The organism is Pseudomonas sp. PSE1(2024) (assembly GCF_050990555.1).
Lineage (GTDB): Bacteria > Pseudomonadota > Gammaproteobacteria > Pseudomonadales > Pseudomonadaceae > Aquipseudomonas > Aquipseudomonas aphyarum.
The window spans coordinates 2,172,924-2,197,702 of record NZ_CP158967.1 but is presented as its reverse complement, the minus strand read 5'-3'; the positions used below and the strand labels follow the sequence as shown (position 1 = coordinate 2,197,702).

Annotated in this window: 17 protein-coding genes; 8 read left to right on the top strand and 9 right to left on the bottom strand. The window is 61.9% G+C overall.

Annotated features, from left to right (window positions below; all coding sequences use genetic code 11):
* Positions 1-137 precede the first annotated feature (137 nt).
* A complete protein-coding gene (locus ABTV87_RS09790) occupies positions 138-1,004 on the bottom strand; it encodes a pirin family protein (RefSeq protein WP_433899358.1) in 867 nt (288 codons plus the stop codon).
* 221 nt (positions 1,005-1,225) lie between these two features.
* Here ABTV87_RS09790 and dkgB point away from each other — a divergent pair, with 221 nt between their 5' ends.
* Positions 1,226-2,029: a 2,5-didehydrogluconate reductase DkgB gene (dkgB, locus tag ABTV87_RS09785; RefSeq protein ID WP_085607893.1), complete on the top strand. Its 804-nt coding sequence runs from the start codon at positions 1,226-1,228 to the stop codon at positions 2,027-2,029.
* A 4-nt stretch (positions 2,030-2,033) separates the two neighbouring features.
* Here the strand turns inward: dkgB and ABTV87_RS09780 are convergent, their stop codons facing one another.
* From ABTV87_RS09780 to ABTV87_RS09750, 7 genes are all read right to left on the bottom strand, one after another.
* The gene (locus tag ABTV87_RS09780) at positions 2,034-5,246 is read right to left on the bottom strand and encodes an ATP-binding protein (RefSeq protein ID WP_433899357.1); all 3,213 of its coding nucleotides are present in this window, start codon (positions 5,244-5,246) and stop codon (positions 2,034-2,036) included.
* Between the two features lie 8 nt (positions 5,247-5,254).
* A complete protein-coding gene (locus tag ABTV87_RS09775; protein ID WP_085607897.1) occupies positions 5,255-5,884 on the bottom strand; it encodes a response regulator transcription factor in 630 nt (209 codons plus the stop codon).
* 107 nt (positions 5,885-5,991) lie between these two features.
* Positions 5,992-6,426, bottom strand: coding sequence for a hypothetical protein (locus ABTV87_RS09770; RefSeq protein ID WP_007956400.1), 435 nt, complete (start codon positions 6,424-6,426; stop codon positions 5,992-5,994).
* 109 nt (positions 6,427-6,535) lie between these two features.
* The gene (locus ABTV87_RS09765) at positions 6,536-7,252 is read right to left on the bottom strand and encodes an MgtC/SapB family protein (protein ID WP_085607898.1); all 717 of its coding nucleotides are present in this window, start codon (positions 7,250-7,252) and stop codon (positions 6,536-6,538) included.
* A 55-nt stretch (positions 7,253-7,307) separates the two neighbouring features.
* Complete coding sequence (gene mgtA, locus ABTV87_RS09760; RefSeq protein ID WP_433899356.1) at positions 7,308-10,007, bottom strand: magnesium-translocating P-type ATPase; 2,700 nt, start codon at positions 10,005-10,007, stop codon at positions 7,308-7,310.
* Between the two features lie 577 nt (positions 10,008-10,584).
* On the bottom strand, positions 10,585-11,922 hold the full coding sequence (locus tag ABTV87_RS09755) for a lysine N(6)-hydroxylase/L-ornithine N(5)-oxygenase family protein (RefSeq protein ID WP_085607901.1): 1,338 nt from the start codon (positions 11,920-11,922) through the stop codon (positions 10,585-10,587).
* 113 nt (positions 11,923-12,035) lie between these two features.
* Complete coding sequence (locus tag ABTV87_RS09750) at positions 12,036-12,518, bottom strand: sigma-70 family RNA polymerase sigma factor (protein ID WP_007956380.1); 483 nt, start codon at positions 12,516-12,518, stop codon at positions 12,036-12,038.
* Positions 12,519-12,837: 319 nt separating this feature from the next.
* Between ABTV87_RS09750 and ABTV87_RS09745 the strand changes: the two genes are divergently transcribed.
* From ABTV87_RS09745 to ABTV87_RS09735, 3 genes are read left to right on the top strand one after another with little or no spacing between them, the layout of a single operon-like run.
* A complete protein-coding gene (locus tag ABTV87_RS09745; RefSeq protein WP_433899355.1) occupies positions 12,838-14,010 on the top strand; it encodes an efflux RND transporter periplasmic adaptor subunit in 1,173 nt (390 codons plus the stop codon).
* Positions 14,011-15,984, top strand: coding sequence for a MacB family efflux pump subunit (locus ABTV87_RS09740; RefSeq protein WP_433899354.1), 1,974 nt, complete (start codon positions 14,011-14,013; stop codon positions 15,982-15,984).
* A 7-nt stretch (positions 15,985-15,991) separates the two neighbouring features.
* On the top strand, positions 15,992-17,386 hold the full coding sequence (locus tag ABTV87_RS09735; RefSeq protein ID WP_221534643.1) for an efflux transporter outer membrane subunit: 1,395 nt from the start codon (positions 15,992-15,994) through the stop codon (positions 17,384-17,386).
* Between the two features lie 131 nt (positions 17,387-17,517).
* On the opposite strand, the gene pvdP is transcribed toward ABTV87_RS09735, so the two are convergent.
* A complete protein-coding gene (pvdP, locus tag ABTV87_RS09730) occupies positions 17,518-19,137 on the bottom strand; it encodes a pyoverdine maturation tyrosinase PvdP (RefSeq protein WP_262157920.1) in 1,620 nt (539 codons plus the stop codon).
* 174 nt (positions 19,138-19,311) lie between these two features.
* Here pvdP and pvdM point away from each other — a divergent pair, with 174 nt between their 5' ends.
* From pvdM to ABTV87_RS09710, 4 genes are all read left to right on the top strand, one after another.
* Entirely contained in the window at positions 19,312-20,682 is a 1,371-nt protein-coding gene (gene pvdM, locus ABTV87_RS09725) for a pyoverdine-tailoring dipeptidase-like protein PvdM (RefSeq protein ID WP_433899353.1), read from the top strand.
* Positions 20,679-21,962: an aminotransferase class V-fold PLP-dependent enzyme gene (locus ABTV87_RS09720; protein ID WP_433899352.1), complete on the top strand. Its 1,284-nt coding sequence runs from the start codon at positions 20,679-20,681 to the stop codon at positions 21,960-21,962. Before pvdM ends, ABTV87_RS09720 begins: the two co-directional genes overlap by 4 nt.
* A 32-nt stretch (positions 21,963-21,994) precedes the next feature.
* The gene (pvdO, locus tag ABTV87_RS09715; RefSeq protein ID WP_127797451.1) at positions 21,995-22,903 is read left to right on the top strand and encodes a dihydropyoverdine dehydrogenase; all 909 of its coding nucleotides are present in this window, start codon (positions 21,995-21,997) and stop codon (positions 22,901-22,903) included.
* 151 nt (positions 22,904-23,054) lie between these two features.
* Complete coding sequence (locus ABTV87_RS09710; protein WP_007956365.1) at positions 23,055-24,716, top strand: cyclic peptide export ABC transporter; 1,662 nt, start codon at positions 23,055-23,057, stop codon at positions 24,714-24,716.
* Positions 24,717-24,779: the final 63 nt, after the last annotated feature.

Sequence of the window (24,779 nt, the reverse complement as noted above, 5' to 3'; positions counted from 1 at the left end):
AACAACTCCGACAGGGGCCAGTCGCGAGAAGATCGCACAGATTGGGCTCAGTGTAGGAGGAATTGATTTGGCGGGATGAGCGCCACGGCGCGCGCTCAAAAAAAACCGGCAGGCGCACGTGGCGCCTGCCGGTTTTTTTAGCTGTGCATCTGGCCGAAGCGGCCGGACTGGAAGTCGGCGAAGGCCTGATGGATTTCTTGCTCGGTGTTCATCACGAACGGGCCGTGGCCGACGATCGGCTCGTCAATCGGCTCGCCGCTGAGCAGCAGCACTACCGCGTCCTGGCTGGCTTCGAGGGTGATGCGATCGCCATCACGCTCGAACAGCGCCAACTGCCCTTCGCGCATCGACTCCACACCGTTGATCTGTACCGAACCTTTCAACACCACCAGCGCGGTGTTGCGGCCTTCGTGCAGATCCAGCGAAAGCAACTTGCCGCTGTTCAGCCGCAGATCCCAGACATCGATAGGCGTGAACGTGCGGGACGGGCCCTTGTGGCCGTCGAACTCACCGGCGATCAGACGCAGGCTGCCGGCACCGTCCTTGAGCGTGATATTCGGGATATCACTGTCCAGAATGGTCTGGTAACCGGGCGTTGCCATTTTGTCCTTGGCCGGCAGATTCACCCACAACTGCACCATTTCCAGGTTGCCGCCGGTTCGGGCGAAGTTTTCCGAGTGGAATTCTTCATGCAGGATTCCGGAAGCCGCCGTCATCCACTGCACATCGCCCGGACCGATGGTACCGCCGCTGCCGGTGGAGTCGCGGTGCTGCACTTCACCTTCGTAAACGATGGTCACCGTTTCGAAGCCACGGTGCGGATGCTGGCCCACGCCACGGCGTTCGGTGGTCGGAGTGAATTGCGCGGGCCCGGCGTGATCCAGCAGCAGGAACGGGCTGATGTGCTTGCCCAGGTTGTCGTAGGAAAACAGGGTACGCACCGGAAACCCATCGCCGACCCAGTGGCCGCGAGGGCTGGTGTAGATACCGATCAGGTTTTTCATGGTGGACTCCGTAATCAGGTTGATCATGGACCGATCATAAATTCGCCACGTATTTAGTACTAGTCAGCCAAAACCGTCCTCATCGTTCTACTGATGGAACGATACCGATCGCAGTGATTCGTGACTTCCAGTCAACAGTACTTTGCCCCGACAGCGGTTTTTCCCGAGGAATCAGACGCGGATACTCCTGCCCATTCCCACTGCAACCCTGGAGTCTCTGCATGTCTGTTCCCGCTTTCGGTCTTGGTACGTTTCGCCTGCAAGGCCAGGTGGTCATCGATTCGGTGAGCACTGCCCTTGAGCTCGGTTACCGGGTCATCGACACCGCGCAGATCTACGAAAACGAAGCCGACGTTGGCGAGGCCATCGCTGCCAGCGGCATCGCCCGTGAAGAACTGTTCATCACCAGCAAGATCTGGATCGCCAACTTCGCCAAAGACCGGCTGATTGAAAGCCTCAAAGAGAGCCTGCAAAAGCTGCAGACCGACTACCTGGACCTGACGCTGATCCACTGGCCATCGCCGGAAGATCAGGTGCCGGTCGAAGAATTCATGGGCGCGCTGCTGGAAGCCAAACGCCTGGGCCTGACCCGGCAGATCGGCGTGTCCAACTTCACCATCGACTTGATGAAACAGGCGATTGCTGCGGTCGGCGCGGAAAACATCGCCACCAACCAGATCGAGCTGCACCCGTACCTGCAAAACCGCAAGGTCGTCGAGTTCGCGCAAAGTCAGGGCATTCAGATCACGTCGTACATGACCCTGGCCTATGGCGAAGTGCTGAAGGATCCGCTGATCGTGCAGATCGCCGAGCGTCTGCACGCCACCCCGGCGCAGGTCACTCTGGCGTGGGCGATGCAATCGGGTTACGCGGTGATTCCGTCGTCGACCAAACGCGCCAACCTGCAAGGCAACCTCGGCGCCACAGCGCTGACCCTGAGCGACGCCGACATGGCGCTGATCGCAACACTGGATCGCGGCCATCGCCTGACCAGCCCCAAAGGCATCGCGCCGCAGTGGGATTGACCGATCAGGCCTGAAGCTGCTGCTCGAGGTCGTGCATGGCCACGCGCAGCAACTCGATGGCGGCCGTCAATGCCGCTTCGGGCTCATCGTCACGGCAGGCCTGCTCGAGTACCCGACACGCGGAGACCACGCGCTCAGCACCGATCATGTGCGCCCCGCCTGTGACGTGATGCGCCAGATCACGCAAGACTTCGCGATCCCGACCTGATGCGTCCAGGCGCTTCAGATCGATGCGCAGACTACTCAGTACTTCCTCACGCAATTGCCCGATCAGCGGGTTGTCCGCGCCTGCCAGTTGCAACAGCGCGCTCAGATCGAACTCGGCCTCTACCGGATCGTCCACGCTTTCGATCTGCGCGCCTTCGGATGTTGCGGCCATCAGCGCCTGGCTCAATTCACGCAGCAGAACCGGTTTGAACAGACAATCGTCCATCCCGGCTGCCCGGCATCGCTGCTTCTCTTCCATCTGCGCATTGGCGGTAAATCCGAGGATCAGACAGGGCGCTCTACCCGTCGCGGCTTCTTCCTGACGTACCGCGCGCGTCAGCTCGTAACCGTTGAGCCCCGGCATGTTGCAGTCAGTGATCAGTGCATCGAAGGCGTGCCCGCGCCAAAGCGCCAGCCCCTCCTCACCGCCACAGGCGTCAACGGCACGATGCCCGAGCTCACTCAACTGCCGACAAAGCAGCAGGCGATTCACCGGATGGTCATCCACCACCAGCACGTTCAGCGAATTAACCATCGTCGCCGCTGGCACCGGTACAGCCTCTTGCACAAGCGGCGCCAGCAACGGCAGTTCCATTCGCAGCATGACCTGAGTGCCGCGGTTCAGCTCGCTACTCATCCACAAATCACCGCCCATCATCCGGCACAGATTACGGCTGATCACCAGCCCCAGACCAGAGCCACCGTGCGCCACAGACTGATGATCGCCGACCTGCACAAACGGGCTGAACAACCGTTGCTGATCCTCGGCGCTGATCCCCCCGCCACTGTCTTCAATGGCCACGCCCACTTCAATCTGTCCATCCTGTTCGCCGAACACCCGCAAGCGCAGGCTCACCTCGCCGTCATCGGTGAACTTGATTGCATTGCTCAGCAGGTTCGACAGCACTTGTTTGAAACGCAGGGGATCGAGCATCACCTCGACGTTGCTGCGCTCATCCATTTCCACATTCCACAACAGTTGCTTCTGGCGGGCCAGGCCTTCGAAAATCCGACACACCGACGCCACCACTTCATGCAGATTGACGCGCTCGGGGGCCAGCGACAGATGCCCGGACTCGATGCGTGCGATGTCGAGAATATCGCCGATCAATGCCAGCAGTTGCTGCCCCGCGCTGGACGCCACCTCGATCGCCTGGCGATCGGTCACGCCTTCATCGGCACGTTTGAGGGCCAGTTCGAGCATGCCGATCAGGGCGTTCATCGGTGTGCGGATTTCATGGCTCATGGTCGCCAGAAAGGTGCTCTTGGCGCGATTGGCTTCATCGGCTGCGTCCTTGGCCTCCTGCAACTGCTGAAGCCATTGCTGGCGCTGGCGGATCTGCCGACGCTGAAAGCCGATCCAGCCCAACGCCAACAGCAACAGCCCGGCCGCCACTGCAAACCCGCGCAGTATTTGCGTTTGATGACGCTGCCAATAGCTGTCTTGCAGCACCACATTACGACTCCAACGCGCGACCAGACCGTCAATTTCCTGGGGGGCGATGCTCAGCAGTGCCTTGTTCAGAATCGATTGCAACTGCGGGGCGTCGAGCGCTGTCGCCATGGCAACCCGGGCCGGCAAATCGCCCAGCGTGGAGACAATCCGCAAGCGATCGCGGTATTGGTGATCGATCTGGTAGCGCGCCACCAGCAACGAGCTCAATGTCGCATCGGCCTTGCCGTCGAGCAGCGCCTGCGTGCCGTCGGCCGGGCTTGGCAACTCGATCAGGCTGATCTGCGGCACGTTCTCCAGCAGATAATCGCGCAACGGACTGCCGCGATAGAGCGCCAGACGTTTGCCCGTCATGTCGTCCAGGCTGCGCGGCCCCTGAGCCTTCGAATCGGCAATCAGCACAAAGGGGCTGTTGACGTACGATCGGGTGAACAGCATTTCAGTTTCGCGCTCGCGGCTCGGTGTCAACACCGGCAACAGATCCAGCGCACCGCCTTTGAGTTGCTCGACCTGACGATCCAGCGACCGACCGCGCACCACCTCGAATGTCAGGCCACTGCGCTGACTGATCAGGTTGAGCAATTGGGCGGCCAGCCCACTGAAACGGCCATCAGCGTCAAAGAATGTCAGCGGTGCAAAATCATCGATAGCGCCGACCCGCACCACCGGATGCTGATCCAGCCATTGTTGCTCGCTGTCGCTCAGGCTCACCTGCGACTGCGCAGCCACGTCCGCGCGACCGGCGCTCCAGCGCAGCTCGATGGCCAGGCGCTGTTCCATGGGAATGGCCAGCAGGGCTTTGTCGACCAGACCTTTCAAACGCGTATTGCTGCGGGCCAGGGCAAAGCCGAACGGGTTGGCGTCAAGGCCCGAAGGCCCGGCCAGTTGCAGGTCGTTGTGAAAGATCGTGTTGAGCAGATAGCTGGCGCTGATGAAGTCGCCAACGTAAACCGCATCCGTGCCGTACGCCACGGCGCCGAGGGCATCGAAAATCGACCTGTAACGCTGCAGGGAGGCTTGCGGGTAAGCCTCCTGGATGGTCGAGGCTGGCAGGTAGTCGTCCACCATGGCGATGCGTTTGCCAGCCAGATCGCCAGGCAACGGTTCGTCGATCCGAGTCACCCACATCGGCTGATCCTCGGCGTAGGCACGGGACAGCATGAGGTCGGAATCAGCTTCTTCGAACTTGTTCGACGTGCCCAGCAGGTCTACCTCACCGGCCTTGAGCGCAGCCATGGCGCTTGCGCGGTCGGAATAGCACCAGACTTCAACGGCTATGTTCAAAATCTGTGCAATTGCGTTGGCGTAATCGGCCGTAAGGCCTTCCTGTTCATGACGCTTGCGGGTCAGCTCGAAGGGCGGGTAATCCGGCCAGGAGGCACCGATGCGCAATACCGGATGCGCACGGAGCCACTGCCGATCCTGCTCATCCAGTTGAATCTGCACACCCTCAAGGCGGGTGCGGGAGACGATTTCCAGCCGTTGCGCCTCGGTCGCGTGCACCAGGCTTGCAAGCATCAGTATCGACAGAGAAACCAACCGCAGAAGACACATCATGGGGCGGCCTATGGAAACAGGCCGTTGCGTTGGACAAACTCTCGCAACACCACCAGCGAGCTTACCCCGAGTTTCAGCATCAAGCGGGTCTTGTAGGTGCTGATGGTTTTGTGACTGAGGTTCATCTTCAGAGCAATATGCTTGTTGGATTCACCTCTGGCCAGCTTCAGCATGATCTCCATTTCGCGGGTGGACAGAAGTGCAATCAACTCTCGCTCATCGCGGTGCGCTTCGGATTGCCCGGCATTGACCACAGGCATTTCGGGAAAGTAGGTATAACCCGAACGGACGGCCTTGATTGCATTTTGCAAATGCTGCATCGAGGCGGATTTGGCGACAAAAGCCATCGCCCCCGCACGCCGGCAACGCATCAGATAGTGTTCAGGGTCGGCCGCGGTGAAGATCAACACTTTGCAGACCAGCCCGATGGCCCTGATGCGCGCCAACACCTCCAGGCCGCCGAAGCCATCGAGTTTCAAGTCGAGCACGACCAGCTCCGGCGCGTGTTCACGTAGCATCGACACCACATCGACACCTTTGCCAGTCACATGGATCGGTTCGTAACCTGCGGACTCCAGAACCATACGAACGGCACCCACCACCACTGGGTGATCATCAACAATCAATGCTGAACCCATGACCACTCCCGGGGCGAATACCTGACATGGCGCCACCGATCTTGCATGAACGGGACTATTGGTAGCTGCGCTACTACTGTTGCACGCTGTGCACGCTGAATCACCTGTCAGATCTGACAGTTGTGCGCCAGACCGATCTGTGATCGAACACGCGATGGGCGCCCGAACGAAGCCTCGACCGAGGTCATCAACTGTTCGATGGCGCGGATTGAAGGCAAAGGCGCAGGGCTGGTGATGATCTTTGCCCCGAAATGCCCGGGAACACCGGAGGAGTCCACCGGCTCACCATAGACCAGCGCCCGCCGGATTTGCGGATGATCAAACAGAAAACCGCGAAGATCCGCCATTCCGGCCGCCAGTTCGGCATTGATCACCAGGACATCGAACGGCTGACCGCCGTAATCGACCAGCGTCAGCAGTTCGGCAAGGTTCTGCACCGGTGCAATACGGTAGTAATCGAGGCCGTTGAACATCCGCTCGATTTTCATCCGGTGAAAATGCTGCAAGTCGGCGATCAGGATGCGCAGGGTTTTGTCGGTCAATGTGAAAGTCCGGGTAGTCGCTTGAAGTGACGGCAAGACTACCCAAGCATCGGGATACGCTCTGTAGGACTTTTCCGAAAAAACCCGTCACTCATCCGGATTAAAAAAGTTACTCCGTCGTGCTCGGACTCCAGAAAGCCTGCACCACCAGGCTTGAAGTGGAAATCCGCTTCACCAGTGCATCCAGCTCATCGCCGTCCACCGAAGTGGTCGCCAGCGTCGCTTCGATCTCGATTTCATCGGCCCCGAAGGCGTGCACATCGACGTCACTGGCCGGGTAGTTGCTGCGTTCGAGCTCGGCTTCAAGCAAGGCGAACACGGCGGTCTGCTGCGAACGCCGGGCGATGACGTAGACGATGTTGGTGACTTCCGCCGAGACCACGTCCAGCGGCTGACGGTTGATGTTGTTGACGATCGGCCGCAGCAAGGTATTGGCGGCGAGTACGAACAAGGTCCCCAGCACCGCTTCGGCCAGCAGGTCGGCACCGGCGCAGGCGCCGACCGCTGCCGAGGTCCAGAGCGTGGCGGCGGTGTTGAGCCCGCGCACGTTGCCTTCTTCGCGCATGATCACGCCGGCACCGAGAAAACCGATGCCGGAAACCACATACGCGACCACCCGGACCGCGCCTTCGGCACCGGCGAGACGGTTGGCCATGTCGACGAAAATCGCCGCGCCGACCGCCACCAGCACATTGGTGCGCAAGCCCGCCGTGCGTTGCCGGTATTGGCGTTCGAAGCCGATCAGGCCGCCGAGGATGAACGCCGCGCTGAGGCTGACCAAAGTGTCGAGCAATGAGGTGAGGTTGAGATTGTTGATCGCTTGCATGTCGAACTCCTTGAAACCGCCCCCCTTGCTCCCACAAGGGGGGAATTCTTGCCTGTTACTGCCAGCCGAACCGGCGGATGTAGAAGCCTTTGACGGCTTGAGTCAGCGCCATGTACGCCAGCAGGATCACCGGCAGGAACACGAAGTACATCGACGGCAGTGCCTGCAATTTGAAGTAGTGCGCCAGCGGCCCCATCGGCAGGAAGATGCCCACGGCCATGATGATTCCGGTCATCACCAGCAACGGCATGGCCGCGCGGCTTTGCAGGAACGGAATCTTCGGCGTGCGGATCATGTGCACGATCAGCGTCTGGGTCAGCAGCCCCACCACAAACCAGCCGGACTGGAACAGGGTCTGGTGATCCGGGGTGTTGGCATCGAACACGTACCACATCAAGGCGAACGTTGTGATGTCGAAGATCGAACTGATCGGACCGAAGAACAGCATGAAGCGCCCGACGTCCCCCGGCTGCCAGCGTTGCGGCTGTTTCAGCATCTCGTCGTCGACGTTGTCGAACGGGATCGCGATCTGCGAAATGTCATACAGCAGGTTCTGCACCAACAGGTGCATCGGCAGCATCGGCAGGAACGGAATGAACGCGCTGGCCACCAGTACCGAGAACACATTGCCGAAGTTCGAACTGGCGGTCATCTTGATGTACTTGAGCATGTTGGCGAAGGTCCGGCGCCCTTCCAGCACGCCCTCCTCCAGCACCATAAGGCTCTTTTCCAGCAGGATGATGTCGGCCGCTTCCTTGGCGATATCCACCGCGCTGTCCACGGAAATTCCGATGTCTGCGGTGCGCAGCGCCGGCGCGTCGTTGATACCGTCGCCCATGAACCCGACCACGTGGCCGTTGCCCTTGAGGATGCGCACGATGCGTTCCTTGTGCGACGGCGTCAGCTTGGCGAACACGTTGGTGGTTTCCACCGCCACCGCCAGTTCCGCGTCGCTCATGCGTTCGATGTCGTTGCCCATCAGCAGGCCTTGCTGGGCCAGGCCCACTTCGCGGCAGATCTTGGCGGTCACCAGCTCGTTGTCGCCGGTCAGCACTTTCACGGCCACGCCGTGTTCGGCCAAGGCCTTGAGTGCCGGGGCGGTGCTTTCCTTCGGTGGATCGAGGAACGCCACATAACCGATCAGCGTCAGTTCCTGCTCGTCGCTCAGGCTGTAAGTGTCGCGTCCTTCAGGCATCGACCGTGCCGCCACCGCTACCACGCGCAAGCCTTCAGCGTTGAATGCTGCAGTGACCTGACGGATTTTCGCCAGCAATTCATCGCTCAAGGCTTCGTCGACTTCACCGTGACGAACCCGGCTGCACACCGCCAGCACTTCTTCAACCGCGCCTTTGCAGATCAGTTGATGCGGCTGGCCGCGCCCTTCGACGACCACCGACATGCGCCGACGATTGAAGTCGAACGGGATCTCGTCGACCTTGCGAAACGCCGTGCCGACCTTCAGCTCACGGTGGATTTCCACGTGTTCCAGCACCGCCACATCAAGCAGGTTTTTCAGGCCGGTCTGGTAGTAGCTGTTGAGGTAAGCCATTTCCAGCACGTCATCGGAGTCTTCGCCCCAAACGTCGACGTTACGCGCCAGGAAGATCTTGTCCTGGGTCAAAGTGCCGGTCTTGTCGGTGCACAACACGTCCATGGCGCCGAAGTTCTGGATCGCATCCAGGCGTTTGACGATGACTTTCTTGCGCGACAGGAATACCGCGCCCTTGGCCAGCGTCGAGGTGACGATCATCGGCAGCATTTCCGGGGTCAGGCCCACGGCAATCGACAGCGCGAACAGCAGTGCTTCGGTCCAGTCGCCCTTGGTGAAACCGTTGATGAACAACACCAGCGGCGCCATGACGAACATGAAGCGGATCAGCAGCCAGCTGACTTTGTTCACGCCTTGCTGAAACGAAGTCACCGCGCGATCAGTCGCCCCGACCCGCTGCGCCAGCGCACCGAAATAGGTGCTGTTGCCGGTGGTGAGAATTACCGCCACTGCTGTGCCGGACACTACGTTGGTGCCCATGAACAGGATGTTGTCGAGCTCCAGCGGATTGCGCGTGTCGCGATCGGCCTGACGCGGGAATTTTTCCACCGGCATCGATTCGCCGGTCATCGCCGCCTGGCTGACGAACAGGTCCTTGGCGCTGAGCACCCGGCAATCGGCAGGAATCATGTCGCCGGCCGACAGCACGATCAGATCGCCGGGCACCAATTGCTTGATCGGCAATTCAGCGCGCGGCGCATCCCGGCGCAGCACCGTGGCGGTGTTGCTGACCATCGCTTTGAGCGCGTCGGCGGCCTGGTTGGATTTGCTTTCCTGCCAGAAGCGCAGCAGCGTCGACAGCACCACCATCGAGAAAATCACGATGGCGGCCTTGAGGTCTTCGGTCAGCCACGAGATCACTGCCAACAGGGTCAGCAGCAGGTTGAACGGGTTTTTGTAGCAGTGCCACAGGTGGGTCCACCACGGCAGCGGTTGCTCGTGTTCGACTTCGTTGAGGCCATGCTGCGCACGCAGCACATCGACTTCGAAATCGGTGAGGCCGTCGGTGTGAGTGCCGAGGTTCGACAGCAGCACGCCGCTGTCGCAATGGGCGGCGTCCACCAGTGTATTGGCGAGAGTCGGCGGCACTTCACGGCTGACCGTGGTGTCGCTGAGGGTTTCCAGCAAGGCCAGGCGACGGAAGTGCCGGGCGATGTGGCGGGTCCGCAGGAAGCCTGCGAAAAATTCCTTGAGCGTAAGTTTCATGGCTGTTGCCCCTATGGTCAGCCGGGAAACCGTCGAGCAGGTACGTCCTCGTCCTGGGCACCGCAAAACCGGCACGGCAAGGCGTGGCGCGCCGGTCAGAAAAGACAGGCGTGTCGATAGGGCTGCAATGACGACGATGAAGTCGACTTCACAGGCTTTTCAGTGTCGATGAGAAGGACGTCGGGACATGACCGGGACCGGTCATGATCGGGATGCCGCTGCTCGCTGTTCGGCGAGACAACGGCACAAAGGAATGCGCGTTATCTTGCCGAGAATCTGCCGGTTACAAGGACCGGCCGACAACTGTCACTCGAACAAGTACCCACTGTGGGTCTCCGCTATTGATGAAAACGCGCGAAGCTTACGCCCCGATGTCTGGAGAGTAAACCCGCAAAAGGAAGTGTGTCGGGGAATGTGGCGGGTGTTCAGGAAGGGTTCAGGATTGCCCCCGAGATCGCCGAGATCGTTCCCACGCTCTGCGTGGGAATGCAGCCGGGGACGCTCTGCGTCCCATTGGAACGCAGAGCGTCCCTTGAAGCATTCCCACGCAGAGCGTGGGAACGATCAACGGTCTGGTTTAGCTGGCAGTCGCCAACAACAGATCCATCACCGAACGGCTGTGCCCACGGTTCTTGCCATGCTCATACAGCGAGCCGGCAATCTCGTCCGCGCGGATCGGCAGGATCGACAGCAGCGTATCGCTCAGACCGTGGCTGGCCTGGCAGAAGCCCTGCATGTACAGACCGGCCTTGCAGCGCTCGTCGGTGATCAACCGGTAATTGCGGTCGACCTCGAAGTCACCCAGGTACTCTTCCAGCGGCGCCAGCAGTTTGCGGTGCATCTGACGCTCGTAACCGGTGGCCAGCACGACCGCGTCGTAGGCACGCACGGTGACTTCGCCAGTGGCGTTGTTACGCACGGTCAGCTCGATACCGCGTTCGGTGGCAGTGGCTTTCTCGACAGTGGTCAGGGTGCGGAATGCGTGGCGTGCCACGCCCGAGACTTTCTGGCGATAGAAGATGCCGTAGATGCGCTCGATCAGGTCGATGTCGACCACCGAATAGTTGGTGTTGTGGTACTCGTTGACCAGACGTTCACGCTCGCTGCTCTTCTGCTGGAAGATCAGGTCGGTGAATTCCGGCGAGAACACTTCGTTGACGAACGGGCTGTCGTCCGCCGGCTTCAGCGCCGAGCCGCGCAGGATCATGTCGACCTGCACCGACGGGAACGAATCGTTCAGGTCGATGAAGGCTTCCGCCGCGCTCTGGCCGCCACCGATGATTGCGATGCTCATCGGCTGGTTGTTGATGCACGGCTGCTTGGCCATCTCGGCCAGGTACTGCGAGTGATGGAACACCCGACCGTCGCCCTTCAGCGCCTTGAAGGCCTCGGGAATGCGCGGCGTGCCACCGGCGCTGACCACCACCGAACGCGCAGTACGCACGAACTGCTGGCCGTCCGTACCACGGGAAATCACCCGCAGCGCTTCGACCTGATGGTTGTGCAGCACCGGCTCAATGGTCAGCACTTCTTCGCCGTAGCGGCTCTGCTCGGTGAACTGTGCAGCCACCCAGCGCAGGTAGTCGTTGTACTCCATGCGGCACGGGTAGAAGGTGCCGAGGTTGATGAAGTCCACCAGACGACCATGGTGCTTGAGGTAGTTGACGAACGAGTACGGGCTGGTCGGATTGCGCAGGGTCACCAGATCCTTGAGGAAGGAAATCTGCAACTCGCTCTGGGTCGACAGGGTGTTGCCGTGCCAGCTGTAGTTGGGTTGTTTGTCGAGAAACAGAACATCCAGTTCCCCCTGGGTCGGGCCGCGCTCTTGCAGAGCGATGGCCAGCGCCAGGTTCGAAGGGCCGAAACCGACGCCGATCAGGTCGTGAACGATGGGCGATGCAATTGCCTGTGTCATTTCCAGTGTCCTCTGGACGAAAAGCCTGAGTGACCTGACCGGCCTTGAGCAGGACAGCAGATCGTCTGTTGAGTAGGAACGAGGACAGTGAAATAAAATTTAACGACGACGGCTCAATGGGCGTCCCATTGTTTGATGCGCAGGCGGCAATGCTTCATGGCGTTGACGATGTGCTTTTCCACCAGAGCCTTGGAAATCCCTAGGTGTTCGGCAATCTCCGGGTGCGACAGACCTTCGATCTTGCGCAGCAGAAAACTTTCGCGGCACAGCGGCGAAAGTTCTGCCAAGGCACGCTGGAGCATCTCCAGTCGCTGGCCGTGATCGAAGGTGTTGTGGGGGGACGGGGTGAAATAGCGCTCTTCGCTGTCGAGCACTTCCAGCGATTCGACCTGACGCAGGGCATTGCGCCGATGGTCGTCGATCACCAGATTCAAGGCTGTGCGATAGAGAAATGCCCGAGGCTGCTCGATCGGCGTTTCGCTGGATCGCTCCAGCACCCGCAGATAAGCGTCATGCACCACGTCTTCGGCCACCTGACGGTTGCCGAGCCTGGCGTTCAGGAAACACACCAACTCGCGATAGTAGTTTTCCAACATGATTCCCCGCCGCAGCGTGCGGTTTCGATCCTTGAGCCAGATCCGCGACTGTCGAAACAGGCAGTGGCACGGTAATGGCAATTTCAGGTGCGTAATTTATAGTAATTCTCATATAGATTTAAAGCGCTGTTTCGGTTTGCCCGACAAATTGTTCTCGCCTATACCTGTTACCGCGTTTTTCAGCGCTTAAATTCGCCGCCCCTTCTCTCGTTTAACCAACAGCCCTCCCGTGTCTGTCGTGCCCTGCGACAGCATTCGGCCGTGCCCGCTTGCGGTGCCCGCCGGATGACGGGCCGATTCACACTGGCCGGAACCCCGCATGAAACGTCCCCGCCCCGCCCGACGCGCCCTGCTCATCGCTCTTTGCCTGATCCCCGTGATTGCCGTTGCGGCGTGGCAAGTCCTGCCGCCCGGTCGCGATCAGTTCGCCACCGTTTCCGTCAGCCGTGGCGACATCGAAAGCAGCGTCACCGCGCTGGGCACGCTGCAGCCGCGGCGCTATGTGGACGTCGGCGCCCAGGCGTCGGGGCAGATCCAGAAAATCCATGTCGAGGTCGGTGATGTGGTCAAAGAAGGCCAGTTGCTGGTGGAAATCGACCCGTCCACGCAAAAGGCCAAACTCGACGCCGGGCGCTTCTCCATTGAAAACCTAAAGGCGCAATTGCAGGAGCAAAAAGCCCAGCACGAACTGGCGCAGCAGAAATACCAGCGTCAGCAGAATCTCGCCGCCGGCGGCGCCACCCGCGAAGAAGACGTGCAGACCGCCCGCGCCGAACTGAAAGCCACCCAGGCGCGCATCGACATGTTCCAGGCCCAGATTCGTCAGGCCGAAGCCAGCCTGCGCAGCGATCAGGCCGAACTCGGCTACACCCGCATCTACGCGCCGATGGCCGGCACGGTGGTCGCCCTCGATGCCCGCGAAGGCCAGACCCTCAACGCCCAGCAGCAGACGCCGCTGATCCTGCGCATCGCCAAACTGTCGCCGATGACCGTGTGGGCCGAGGTCTCCGAAGCCGACATCGGCCACGTCAAACCCGGCATGACCGCCTACTTCACCACCCTCAGCGGCGGCAACCGGCGCTGGAGCAGCACCGTGCGGCAGATCCTGCCGGTCCCGCCAAAACCGCTGGACCAGACCAGCCAGGGCGGCGGCAGCCCCGCCAGCTCCAGCAAAAGCGGCAGTGCCCGGGTGGTGCTGTACACCGTGCTGCTGGACGTCGACAACGCCGACAACGCGCTGATGGCGGAAATGACCACGCAAGTCTTCTTCGTCGCTAACCAAGCGCAAAACGTGCTCACCGCACCGGTTGCCGCGCTGCAGGGCAGCACCACCGCCAACGTGCAGACCGCGCAGGTAATCGCCGCCAACGGCAAGATCGAAACCCGCGAAGTGCGCACCGGCATCAGCGACCGCTTGAAAGTGCAGATTCTCGAAGGCCTCAACGAGGGCGATCACCTGGTGATCGGCCCGGCCACCGGCAGCGGAGGTTGAATGCAAACGCCTCTGATCGACCTGCAGGACATCCGCAAATCCTACGGCGGCGGTGACGCGCCCGAGGTTCATGTCCTGCGCGGTATCGACCTGTCGATCCACGCCGGCGAATTCGTGGCAATCGTCGGCGCCTCCGGCTCCGGCAAGTCGACGCTGATGAACATCCTCGGCTGCCTCGACCGGCCGACCACCGGCGAGTACCGCTTCGCCGGGGAAAACGTCGCCGGCCTGGACACCGACGAACTGGCCTGGCTACGCCGCGAGGCCTTTGGTTTCGTGTTCCAGGGTTATCACCTGATTCCGTCCGGCTCGGCCCAGGAAAACGTCGAGATGCCGGCGATCTACGCCGGCACACCCGCCGCCGAGCGCCATGCTCGTGCCGCCGCCCTGCTCGACCGCCTCGGCCTGGCCTCGCGCACCGGCAACCGTCCACATCAACTTTCCGGCGGCCAGCAACAACGGGTGTCGATTGCCCGGGCCTTGATGAACGGCGGGCACATCATTCTCGCCGACGAGCCCACCGGCGCCCTCGACAGTCACAGCGGCAAGGAAGTCATGGCGCTGCTCGACGAGCTGGCGAGCCAGGGCCATGTGGTGATTCTGATCACCCACGACCGCGAAGTGGCTGCGCGAGCCAAACGCATCATCGAAATCAGCGACGGCCTGATCGTCAGCGACAGCGCCCGCCATAACCCCGAGGCCCAGACCAGCGCCAACCCCGGCGCCTTGCAAGCCGTGGATCTGCGCAAGCGCCTGACTGAAGGCGCCGAAGCGACAGGCGCCTGGAAAGGCGAACTGATCGACGCACTGCACGCCGCCTGGCGAGTGATGTGGATCAACCGCTTCCGCACCGCGCTGACCCTGTTGGGGATCATCATTGGCGTGGCCTCGGTGGTGGTCATGCTCGCGATCGGCGAAGGCAGCAAGCGCCAGGTCATGGCGCAAATGGGCGCCTTCGGCTCGAACATCATTTACCTCAGCGGCTCGTCACCCAACCCGCGCACACCGCAAGGCATCGTCACCCTCGATGACGTGGCGGCACTGGCCAGCCTGCCGCAGGTCATGCGGATCATGCCGGTCAACGGCGCCGAGGCCGGTGTGCGTTTCGGCAATGCCGACTACTTGAGTTACGTCGGCGGCAACGACACCAACTTCCCGGCGATCTTCAACTGGCCCGTGGTGCAGGGCAGTTATTTCACGGAGGCCGATGAACGCAATGCCGCAGCGGTCGCAGTGATCGGCCACAAGGTTCGCACCAAATTGCTCAAGGATGTTGCCAACCCCATCGGCCAGTACATCCTGATCGAGAACGTGCCGTTCCAGGTGGTCGGCGTGCTGGCGGAGAAAGGCGCCAGCTCCGGCGACTCCGACAGCGACAACCGCATCGCCGTGCCCTACTCCGCCGCCAGCGTCCGTCTGTTCGGCACGCGCAATCCGGAATACGTGGCGATCGCCGCCGCCGATGCGCGCAAGGTCAAGGAAGCCGAACACGCCATCGAGCAACTGATGCTGCGCCTGCACAACGGCAAGAAGGATTTCGAACTGACCAACAACGCCGCGATGATCCAGGCCGAAGCCCGCACGCAAAACACCCTGTCGCTGATGCTCGGCTCGATTGCCGCGATTTCGCTGCTGGTGGGCGGTATCGGCGTGATGAACATCATGCTGATGACCGTGCGCGAACGCACCCGCGAGATCGGGATTCGCATGGCTACCGGTGCCCGTCAGCGCGACATCCTGCGCCAGTTCCTCACCGAAGCGGTGATGCTCTCGGTGGTCGGCGGGATCGCCGGCATCGCCCTGGCGCTGATCGTCGGCGGCGTGCTGATTCTCAGCGAAGTCGCCGTGGCGTTTTCCTTGATGGCGGTGCTCGGTGCCTTTGGCTGCGCCCTTGTGACCGGTGTTGTCTTCGGCTTCATGCCGGCCCGCAAAGCCGCCCGACTCGACCCGGTGACGGCCCTTACCAGTGAATGATCGATCTATGAAATCGCGCCTCAGCCTGTTGACCGTGTGCCTGATGCTCAGCGCCTGCGGCAATCCCGTCCAGCGTCCCGACAGCGGCTTGCAGCCACCGGCGACCTGGCAATCGCCCCACGGCGCCAGCGTCGCCCGCATCGATCCGCAATGGTGGAAGCAGTTCGGCAGCCCCGAACTCGACCGCCTGATCGAACAGGCCCGCCTCGGCAGTTTCGACCTCGCGGCCGCCATGGCGCGGGTACGTCAGGCCCAGGCCGGCACCGTGATTGCCGGCGGCTCGCAGTTGCCTGAAGTGAAAGCCGGGGCCAATGCCAATCGGCAGAAATTGCTGCGCGGCAACGGCTACAGCCAGCTCGACGCCGACAACAGCAACAAGGCCGTGGACTATTTCGACGCCAGCCTGACCGCTACTTACGAAATCGATTTCTGGGGTGGCAAACGTGCCTCCCGCGACAGTGCCCAGTTTGCCCTGCAAGCCAGCGAGTTCGATCGGGCGACCGTGGAACTGACCTTGCTCAGCGGCGTGGCCAACACCTATGCGCAGGCCTTGTCCCTGCGCGAGCAAAGTCGTATCGCCGAGCTGAACCTGGCGAACGCGCAGAACGTGCTGAAGCTGGTGCAGACCCGCTTCGATTCAGGCTCGGCCACCGCGCTGGAGCTGGCCCAGCAGAAAAGCCTGGTGGCCGCGCAACAACGGCAATTGCCGCTGGTGCAACAACAGGCCCAGGACGCTTTGATCAGCCTCGCAGCCCTGCTCGGCCGGCCGGTGCAGGATCTGCAAACCGGCGCGGAGCCGTTCGACCGACTGCAATGGCCGACCATCGCCGCCGGCGTGCCTAGCGACCTGCTCAGCCACCGCCCGGACATCGCCCGCGCCGAGGCGCAACTGGCGGCGGCCGAAGCCGACGTCAAGGTCGCCCGCGCCGCCATGCTGCCGAGCGTGACCCTGTCTGCCCAGCTCGGCTCCGGCGCCAATCAGTTCGACGACATCATCCGCAGCCCCTTCTACAACCTCACCGCCGGACTGCTCGCCCCCGTCTTCAACAACGGGCGACTGAGTGCCGAGCGCGACAAGGCCAGGGCCCGTCAGGAAGAACTGCTGGAAACCTATCGCGCCGCCATCATCAACGGTTTCGCCGACGTCGAAAAAGCCTTGAACAGCATTCGCGGGCTCGACGCGCAGCGGCAGTGGCAAAGTGAAGAGTTGAATCAGGCGCAGACCGCGTTCGACATCGCTCAGAGCCGCTATCAGGCGGGTGCCGAAGACTTGCTGACGGTGCTGGAAACCCAGCGCACGCTGTATGCGGCGCAGGATCTGAATGTGCAACTGCGTCTTTCGCGATTGCAGGCGAGTATCGGCTTGTACAAGGCACTGGGCGGTGGGTGGCAGGCGCTGTAATCGCAGCGGACTCAAGACCGCTTTCGCGAGCAAGCTCGCTCCCACGGTGACCGCATTCCATCTGAATGGACACGATCACTGTGGGAGCGAGCTTGCTACTTTGGGCGATCCAGCGAACGACAACGCGGTCCTCAGACCGCGTCGGTTTTGGCCTTCAGATTGCGCGCATACCACGGCCGCTTCGGCACTCGCCGGAACAATCCTTCCAGCTTCTTCTCATCCGAACCGAACACGATTCGCAGCGCCAGCTTCATGACTTCCGGATCCATCTCGACCGACTTGCCGACCTGCAACCCCGGCGTAGTGCTGCAACCGTGAGTCGTCGGGCCAAGCCACGGGTCAGCGACTTCGACCCAACGCCCAGGCGCAAACCATTTCACACCATTGACTTCAAGCCGCGTGACCTGACCCGGATGGAAACGCTCGTGGGCGCGGAACCAGTCTTCCACGCGGTCATCGATCCAGCCGTGGAAATGCCAGAACACCGGGTTCACATGAGATGAAAACGGATCGCCGAGGAAGTCGTTTTCCGGGGCGAACCAGCGTGCGGCAAAATCGTCCAGATCCCGGGCCAGCGGCACCGGCTGACCGTTGGACGGATCGCGCGGCACCGAAGCCCAGCGCATGTGCAGCCAGTCGTGCAGCCCCAGCTCGACTTCGGAGCCGAACTGACCGAGGGTCATCTTCGACAGATACTGTGGATCGCGGTACTGCGACTCCCAGACCTCGAAGTTGCTCTGATAGGTCTCGGCAGTCTTGATGTCGCTGACCCACTGGCTGAATTCATCGTCGCCATCGGCCAGCCAGGTCGGCGGCAGCGCGGTGCCGTCGTGATTATCGAAATAGCGGGCAAAACCCTGACGGTCGCGCACCAGTTCCGGCTGCGGCAGCGGGAAGAACTCCCACGACGGCAGATCCTGCAGCGAACGCGCCGTCCCGAGCATGTGCCGGTGCATGAAAAAGAAATCGATGCCTGAACCGTTGCGGTCCTTGCGCTTGCCCCGGGCGTCACGCTCCTGATCGCGGGGGCCGGGCTGCCAGCCGAGGCCGCGTATGGCGTTGCGTTTGTCCTCGGACAGGGTGTGCCATTTGTCCCGCGTCGCGTGCCACACCTGGTGGAACAGTCGATGCTCGGGCGACACCAGCCAGGCCAGCAAAGGCCCATTCAGCGGTGTGCGCTGACGGGCTTCGGGGAACAGGCATTTGACCGCGATGAAGCGGTGATCCTGCGCCGGCAAGGCCAGCGCGCGATCGAGGCGCTGGACACTGCCACTGAGGGTGCCGCTGCCGGCGTTGCCGAAATCCGCCCAGACCTCGTCGAGGATCATGTTCAGTTCGTAGTCGACGCTGCCGCCGGTGCCCAACAGGCGCCAGCTGAGCTTCGAAGCCTCGGCCCCGGCAAGATCGCCGAGTATTCGGTAACGAGGTGTGTCGGCAGAGCGCAGACGCTCCGGCGTGTCGAGAAAACCGCACACGCCCCGGCCTTTCTGACCGATGTCGATGAACACTTCCAGGCCCTGGGCCGGCAAGCCGTCCAGGCCCGCGTCACGCCCGACGAAGCGGATCTTCCAGACCCCGCGCAACGCATTCGCCAGGCGTTGCCCGGCCACGTCGGCGACATCGAAAGACGCCTCACCGGGGGTGATCGTCGGGTCGGGCTTCGTCCATTCGCGATGCCCGAAATAAGCTGCAGGTACGGCAGCGCCGGTCAGCGCCAGGCCTGCCATGAACCATCGTCGAGAAATCCTCATTGCCCTACCTGTGTTCAGCCCTGAAGCAGGCTTTATCCAAGCTAGAACGTTTGCTGAGCGAACAAATTTAAGCGCCCTCGAGGCGGACTAATTTTCTCCCGCGCCCGCTCGTTCTTCCCAGATAGCAAAGGCCTCTGTGCCTGCACCTCGACGGCGAACCTGACTGAGATGGCAATGACAAAACCACGTTCGAAAAAGGCTCTTTACATCGGCCTGCCGCTGGCCCTGGCGATCAGCGCCGGTGCCGGTTTCGCGGTCTGGGATATCTGGTTCAAGGACAATCCCGGCTACCCTCGCAAAGTCATGCAGCAGGCCGAAGAGCTGCACGAACACATGCTCTCGTTCGACAGCCACATCACCATCACCCAGAATTTCGGCACCACCGGCCACGAAGTCGACAAGGACGGCAGCGACCAGTTCGACCTGGTCAAGGCCAATCGCGGACGCCTGTCCGGCGCGGCACTGACGATCTTCGGCTGGCCGGAAATCTGGAACGGCGCCAATGCCCCGCACAAGCCCACCGCCGGCTTCGTCGACGAGGCGCGCAACCAGCAGGAAATCCGCTACAAGATTATTTCCGGCATGGTCCGCGACTTCCCCAACCAGGTCGGCATCGCCTACACCGCCGACGACTTCCGGCGCCTGCACGGCGAAGGCAAGTTCGCGATCTTCATCAGTATGCTCAACGCCTACCCGCTGGGCCACGACCTGAACCTGCTGGACCTGTGGACGGCGCGCGGCATGCGCATGTTCGGCTTCAGTTACATCGGCAATAACGACTGGGCCGACTCGTCGCGCCCGCTGCCGTTCTTCAATGATTCGCCGGACGCCCTCGACGGTCTTTCGGACCTGGGCAAGCAAGCGGTGAAACGCCTGAACGACCTGGGCGTGATCATCGACGTGTCGCAGATGTCGACCAAGGCCCTGGAGCAGGTCGCGCAACTGAGCCGCACCCCGCTGGTGGCGTCGCACTCGGCGCCGCGCGCCATGGTCGATATCCCGCGCAACCTCAGCGACAAGGAAATGCAGCTGATCAAAAACAGCGGTGGCGTGGTGCAGATCGTCGGCTTCTCGCAATACCTGCGACCGCTGACCCAAGGCACTCAGGACAAGCTGAATGAACTGCGCAAACGCTACGATCTGCCGCCGCTGCCGAACCTGGCCGTGGCCCTGATGCCGGGCGATCCGATCATCTCGGCGTGGTCGGAGCAGAAGTTCGGCGAATACGCCGGCCAGCTCTACGCAATCCTCGAAGGCGAACCCAAGGCCAGCCTCAAGGACCTGGGCGACGCCATCGATTACACGGTCAGAAAGATCGGTATCGACCACGTCGGCATCAGCTCGGACTTCAACGAAGGTGGCGGCGTCAAAGGCTGGGAGAACGTCAGTGAGATTCGCAACGTGACCGCTGAACTGCTGTCGCGCGGTTACACCGAAGCCGATATCGCCAAGCTCTGGGGCGGCAACTTCCTGCGGGTCTGGGACCAGGTGGAGAAATCCGCCAAACCGGCACTGGCCACTGCCCGGGAAGCCGCCAAGCCATGAGCAACCGTCGCGACTTTCTCAAGCAGGCCGGGATCCTCGCCGCCGCATTGCCATTGGGTGCGAGCCTGCCGAACATCGCCAACGCTTCGACCGCCGCCGCCTCGCTGCCACGCAACAAGTGGGCGCAGTTGCAGCAATTGTTCGATCAGGATCCGTCGTGGCTGCACTTCTCCAACTTCCTGATCACCACCCACCCGCGCCCGGTGCGCGAGGCGATCGAAATGCACCGCGCCGCCCTCGACAAGAACCCCGGGCTGGCGATGGACTGGGACCACGGCGTCACCGAAAAACGCGAGGAAGCCGTGCGCGTGCTGGCCGGCCAATACGTGCAGGCCGATGCCCGGCAGATTGCGCTCACCGGCAGCACCACCGAAGGCCTGGCGATGATTTACGGCGGCGTGCAGGTGCGCGCCGATCAGGAAATCCTCACCACGGCCCACGAGCATTACGCAACGCACACCATTCTCGAATTGCGCACCCAGCGCGACGGCACGAAGGTGCGCAAGATCCGTCTGTTCAAGGATCCTTACCGGATCAGCAAAGACGAAATCCTGACCAGCATCGACCGCGCCATCCGCCCCGAAACCCGCGTGCTGGGCATGTGCTGGGTGCATTCGGGCAGCGGCGTGAAACTGCCGCTCGCCGACATCGGTGCGCTGGTCGACAAACACAACCGCGGACGCAGCGAAGCCGACCGGATCATCTACGTGGTGGACGGCGTGCACGGTTTCGGTGTGGAAGACATGAGCTTCCCAGCCATGAACTGCGACTTCTTCATCGCCGGCACCCACAAATGGATGTTCGGCCCGCGCGGCACCGGGATCGTGGTCAGCCGCACGCCGGAAGTGAAATACGTCACGCCGATCATCCCGACGTTTTCCGAGGCCGAGCACTTCTCCACCACCATGACCCCGGGCGGTTATCACGCTTTCGAACACCGCTGGGCACTGACCGAGGCGTTCAAGTTGCACCTGCAACTGGGCAAGGCCGACGTGCAGGCGCGCATTCATGAACTCAACAGCTACCTGAAAAAACGCCTGCTGCAACGTCCGCAGATCGAGCTGGTCACGCCGTTGAGCCCTGAGTTTTCCGCCGGCTTCACCTTCTTCCGGGTCACTGGCAAGAACAGCGACAAGATCGCCGCGCACCTGATGGCCAACAAAGTCGTGGCTGACGCCGTCGAGCGCGATGTCGGGCCAGTGATCCGCACCGCGCCGGGCCTGCTCAACGACGAAGCCCAGATCGACCGCCTGCTGGCCGTGCTGGATCAGGCGCTGTGAGCCGAACCTTTTTCCTTTTGACGAGACTCGAAATGAACAGTGAACTGCCTCGTTTTGCCTTGAAAAGCCTGTCGGCGCTGACGCTCGCCGCCCTCGCCGCCTGCCTGCTGCCGACCACCGCCCAGGCTGCCACCCCACCGGCACCGGGCAAGGTGTTCAAGGACTGCAAGGACTGTCCGGAAATGGTCGTGCTGCCCACCGGCACGTTCACCATGGGCACGCCTGAAGACGAAGTCGGTCGCGAGCCCGACGAAGGCCCGATGCACCCGGTGACCTTCGCCAAACCACTGGCGATCAGCCGTTTCCAGGTGCTCAAGGGCGAATGGTTTGCCTACCTCAAGGACACCGGTTACGTCATGCCCGACGGCGATACCCGCCCGGGCCGCGCGTGCAAGGCCGGGATCCCGGATTACGCCGGCAGCGACCCGCGCAAGCAGTACACCGACAAGCACCCGGCAGTGTGCATGGACTTCGCCGAGGCCAACGCCTACGTGGCCTGGCTGTCGAAAAAGACCGGCAAGCAGTACCGCCTGGTCAGTGAGTCCCTGCGCGAATACGCCGCCCGTGGCGGCACCACCGGGCCGTTCCCCTTCCCGTTCGATGAGGGCAAGGAATACAGCATCGCCAAGCACGCCAATACCTACGGTGCGGCCGATGGCTACAACTTCACCGCGCCGGCCGGCAGCTTCCCGCCCAACGCCTTCGGTGTGTACGACATGCACGGCAACGTCTACGAATGGACCGCCGATTGCTACAACGAAAACTACGAAGGCGCGCCGAGTGACGGCAGTGCGTGGGAGACCGGCAAGTGCCAGTTCAAGCGCATTCGCGGCAACGACTGGGGCGAAGCGCCGGTGTTCTCCCGCTCCGGCAACCGCAATGCGCTGGTGCCGACCGAGCGTGGCGACTGGATCGGTTTTCGCGTGGCGCGCGACCTGTAATCCCGAGCACCGCAGCGGCAACCGCCGCTCGCTCGTCGCTTGAGTCCTCGAGAAACCCGCGGGCGGCTAAATCGCTGCCCGCGGGTTTCGTCTTTTAACCAGCCCTACCCTTGAACCAATGCCTTGACCGGCACCAAAAGCGGAAACCTCCATGACCACAAAATCGCGCGGAGCCATCAGTGAAGTCCTCGGCCTGCTCAAGCCTTACCGGGTCGTCGTGGCGCTGTCGATCCTGCTCGGCATGCTCGGTGGCGTCAGCGTCACCGCCCTGCTGGCGACCATCAACAAAGCCCTGAACGGCGCCGGCAGCCCTTCGGCCACGGTATTGGCGACGTTTGCCGGCCTCTGCGCCTTTGCCCTGTTGACCTCGATTCTGTCGGACATCGGCACCAACCACGTCGGCCAGCACATCATTGCCGGGCTGCGTAAATCCCTGGGTGAAAAGGTCCTGCTGGCGCCCATCGAACAGATTGAACGGTTCCGCAGCCACCGCCTGATTCCGGTGCTGACCCACGACGTCGACACGGTCAGCGATTTCGCCTTTTCCTTCGCGCCGCTGGCCATCGCCTTTACCGTGACGCTCGGTTGCCTGGGCTATCTGGCGTTCCTGTCGCTGCCGATGTTCATCCTGCTGCTGGTGGCCCTGGTGGTCGGTATCGCGGTGCAATACGTCGCCCGCAACAAAGGCATCAAAGGCTTCGAAACCGCTCGCGAAGCCGAAGATGAGCTGCAAAAGCACTACAGCGCGATTGCCGCCGGCGCCAAGGAGTTGCGCATTCATCGGCCGCGTCGCCAGCGCATGTTCAGCCAGCGCATCGAAGGCACCGCCGATTTCATCTGCCGGACCCACATTCGTTCGGTCAACATTTTCGTGATGGCCAAGACGTTCGGCTCGATGCTGTTTTTCGTGGTCATCGGCCTGGTGCTGGCGCTCCAGTCCTTGTGGCTGGGCACTGACAAAGCGGTGCTCAGCGGTTTCGTGCTGGTGCTGCTGTACATGAAAGGCCCGCTGGAATACCTGATCACCACCCTGCCGGTGATCAGCCGCGCGAACATCGCGTTCAAGCGCATCAACGATCTGGCGGAGCAATTTTCCTCGCCGGAGCCGCACCTGCTGTTGAGCGAATCCGCGCCGGTGAGCAAAACCCCGGTCCAGCAGTTGCAAATGCACAACGTGCATTACGCCTTTCCACCGGTCAAAGGCAGCGCCGCCTTCGAACTGGGCCCGGTCAATCTGAACATCGCTCAGGGCGACATCGTGTTCATCGTCGGCGAGAACGGCGGTGGCAAGACCACCCTGATCAAATTGCTGCTGGGGCTGTATGCGCCACAGCGCGGTGAAGTCCTGCTCAACGGTCAGGTGGTCGATGCCCGGGCCCGCGATGACTACCGCCAGCTGTTCACCACGATTTTTGCCGACTACTACCTGTTCGATGAGCTGGTACAGGGCGATCAACAGGTTCCTGCCGATGCCGGCCGTTATCTGGAGCGCCTGGAAATCGCCCACAAGGTGAGCATTCAGGACGGCGTGTTCAGCACCACCGATCTGTCCACCGGCCAGCGCAAGCGTCTGGCACTGATCAACGCCTGGCTGGAGGAACGTCCGGTGCTGGTGTTCGACGAATGGGCCGCCGACCAGGACCCGGCGTTCCGGCGGATCTTCTACACCGAGTTGCTGCCGGAACTGAAACAGATGGGCAAGACGATCATCGTGATCTCCCACGACGACCGCTATTTCGACGTCGCCGATCAACTGGTGCGCATGGAGGGTGGCCGGGTCGTCACCCACAAAAAGCCCCTCGAAACCGCCTGAGCGAAAGCGCCCTTTCAGCCGACAGCGCCTGTGCGCTGTCGGCCTTCTACCTGAATGTTTATC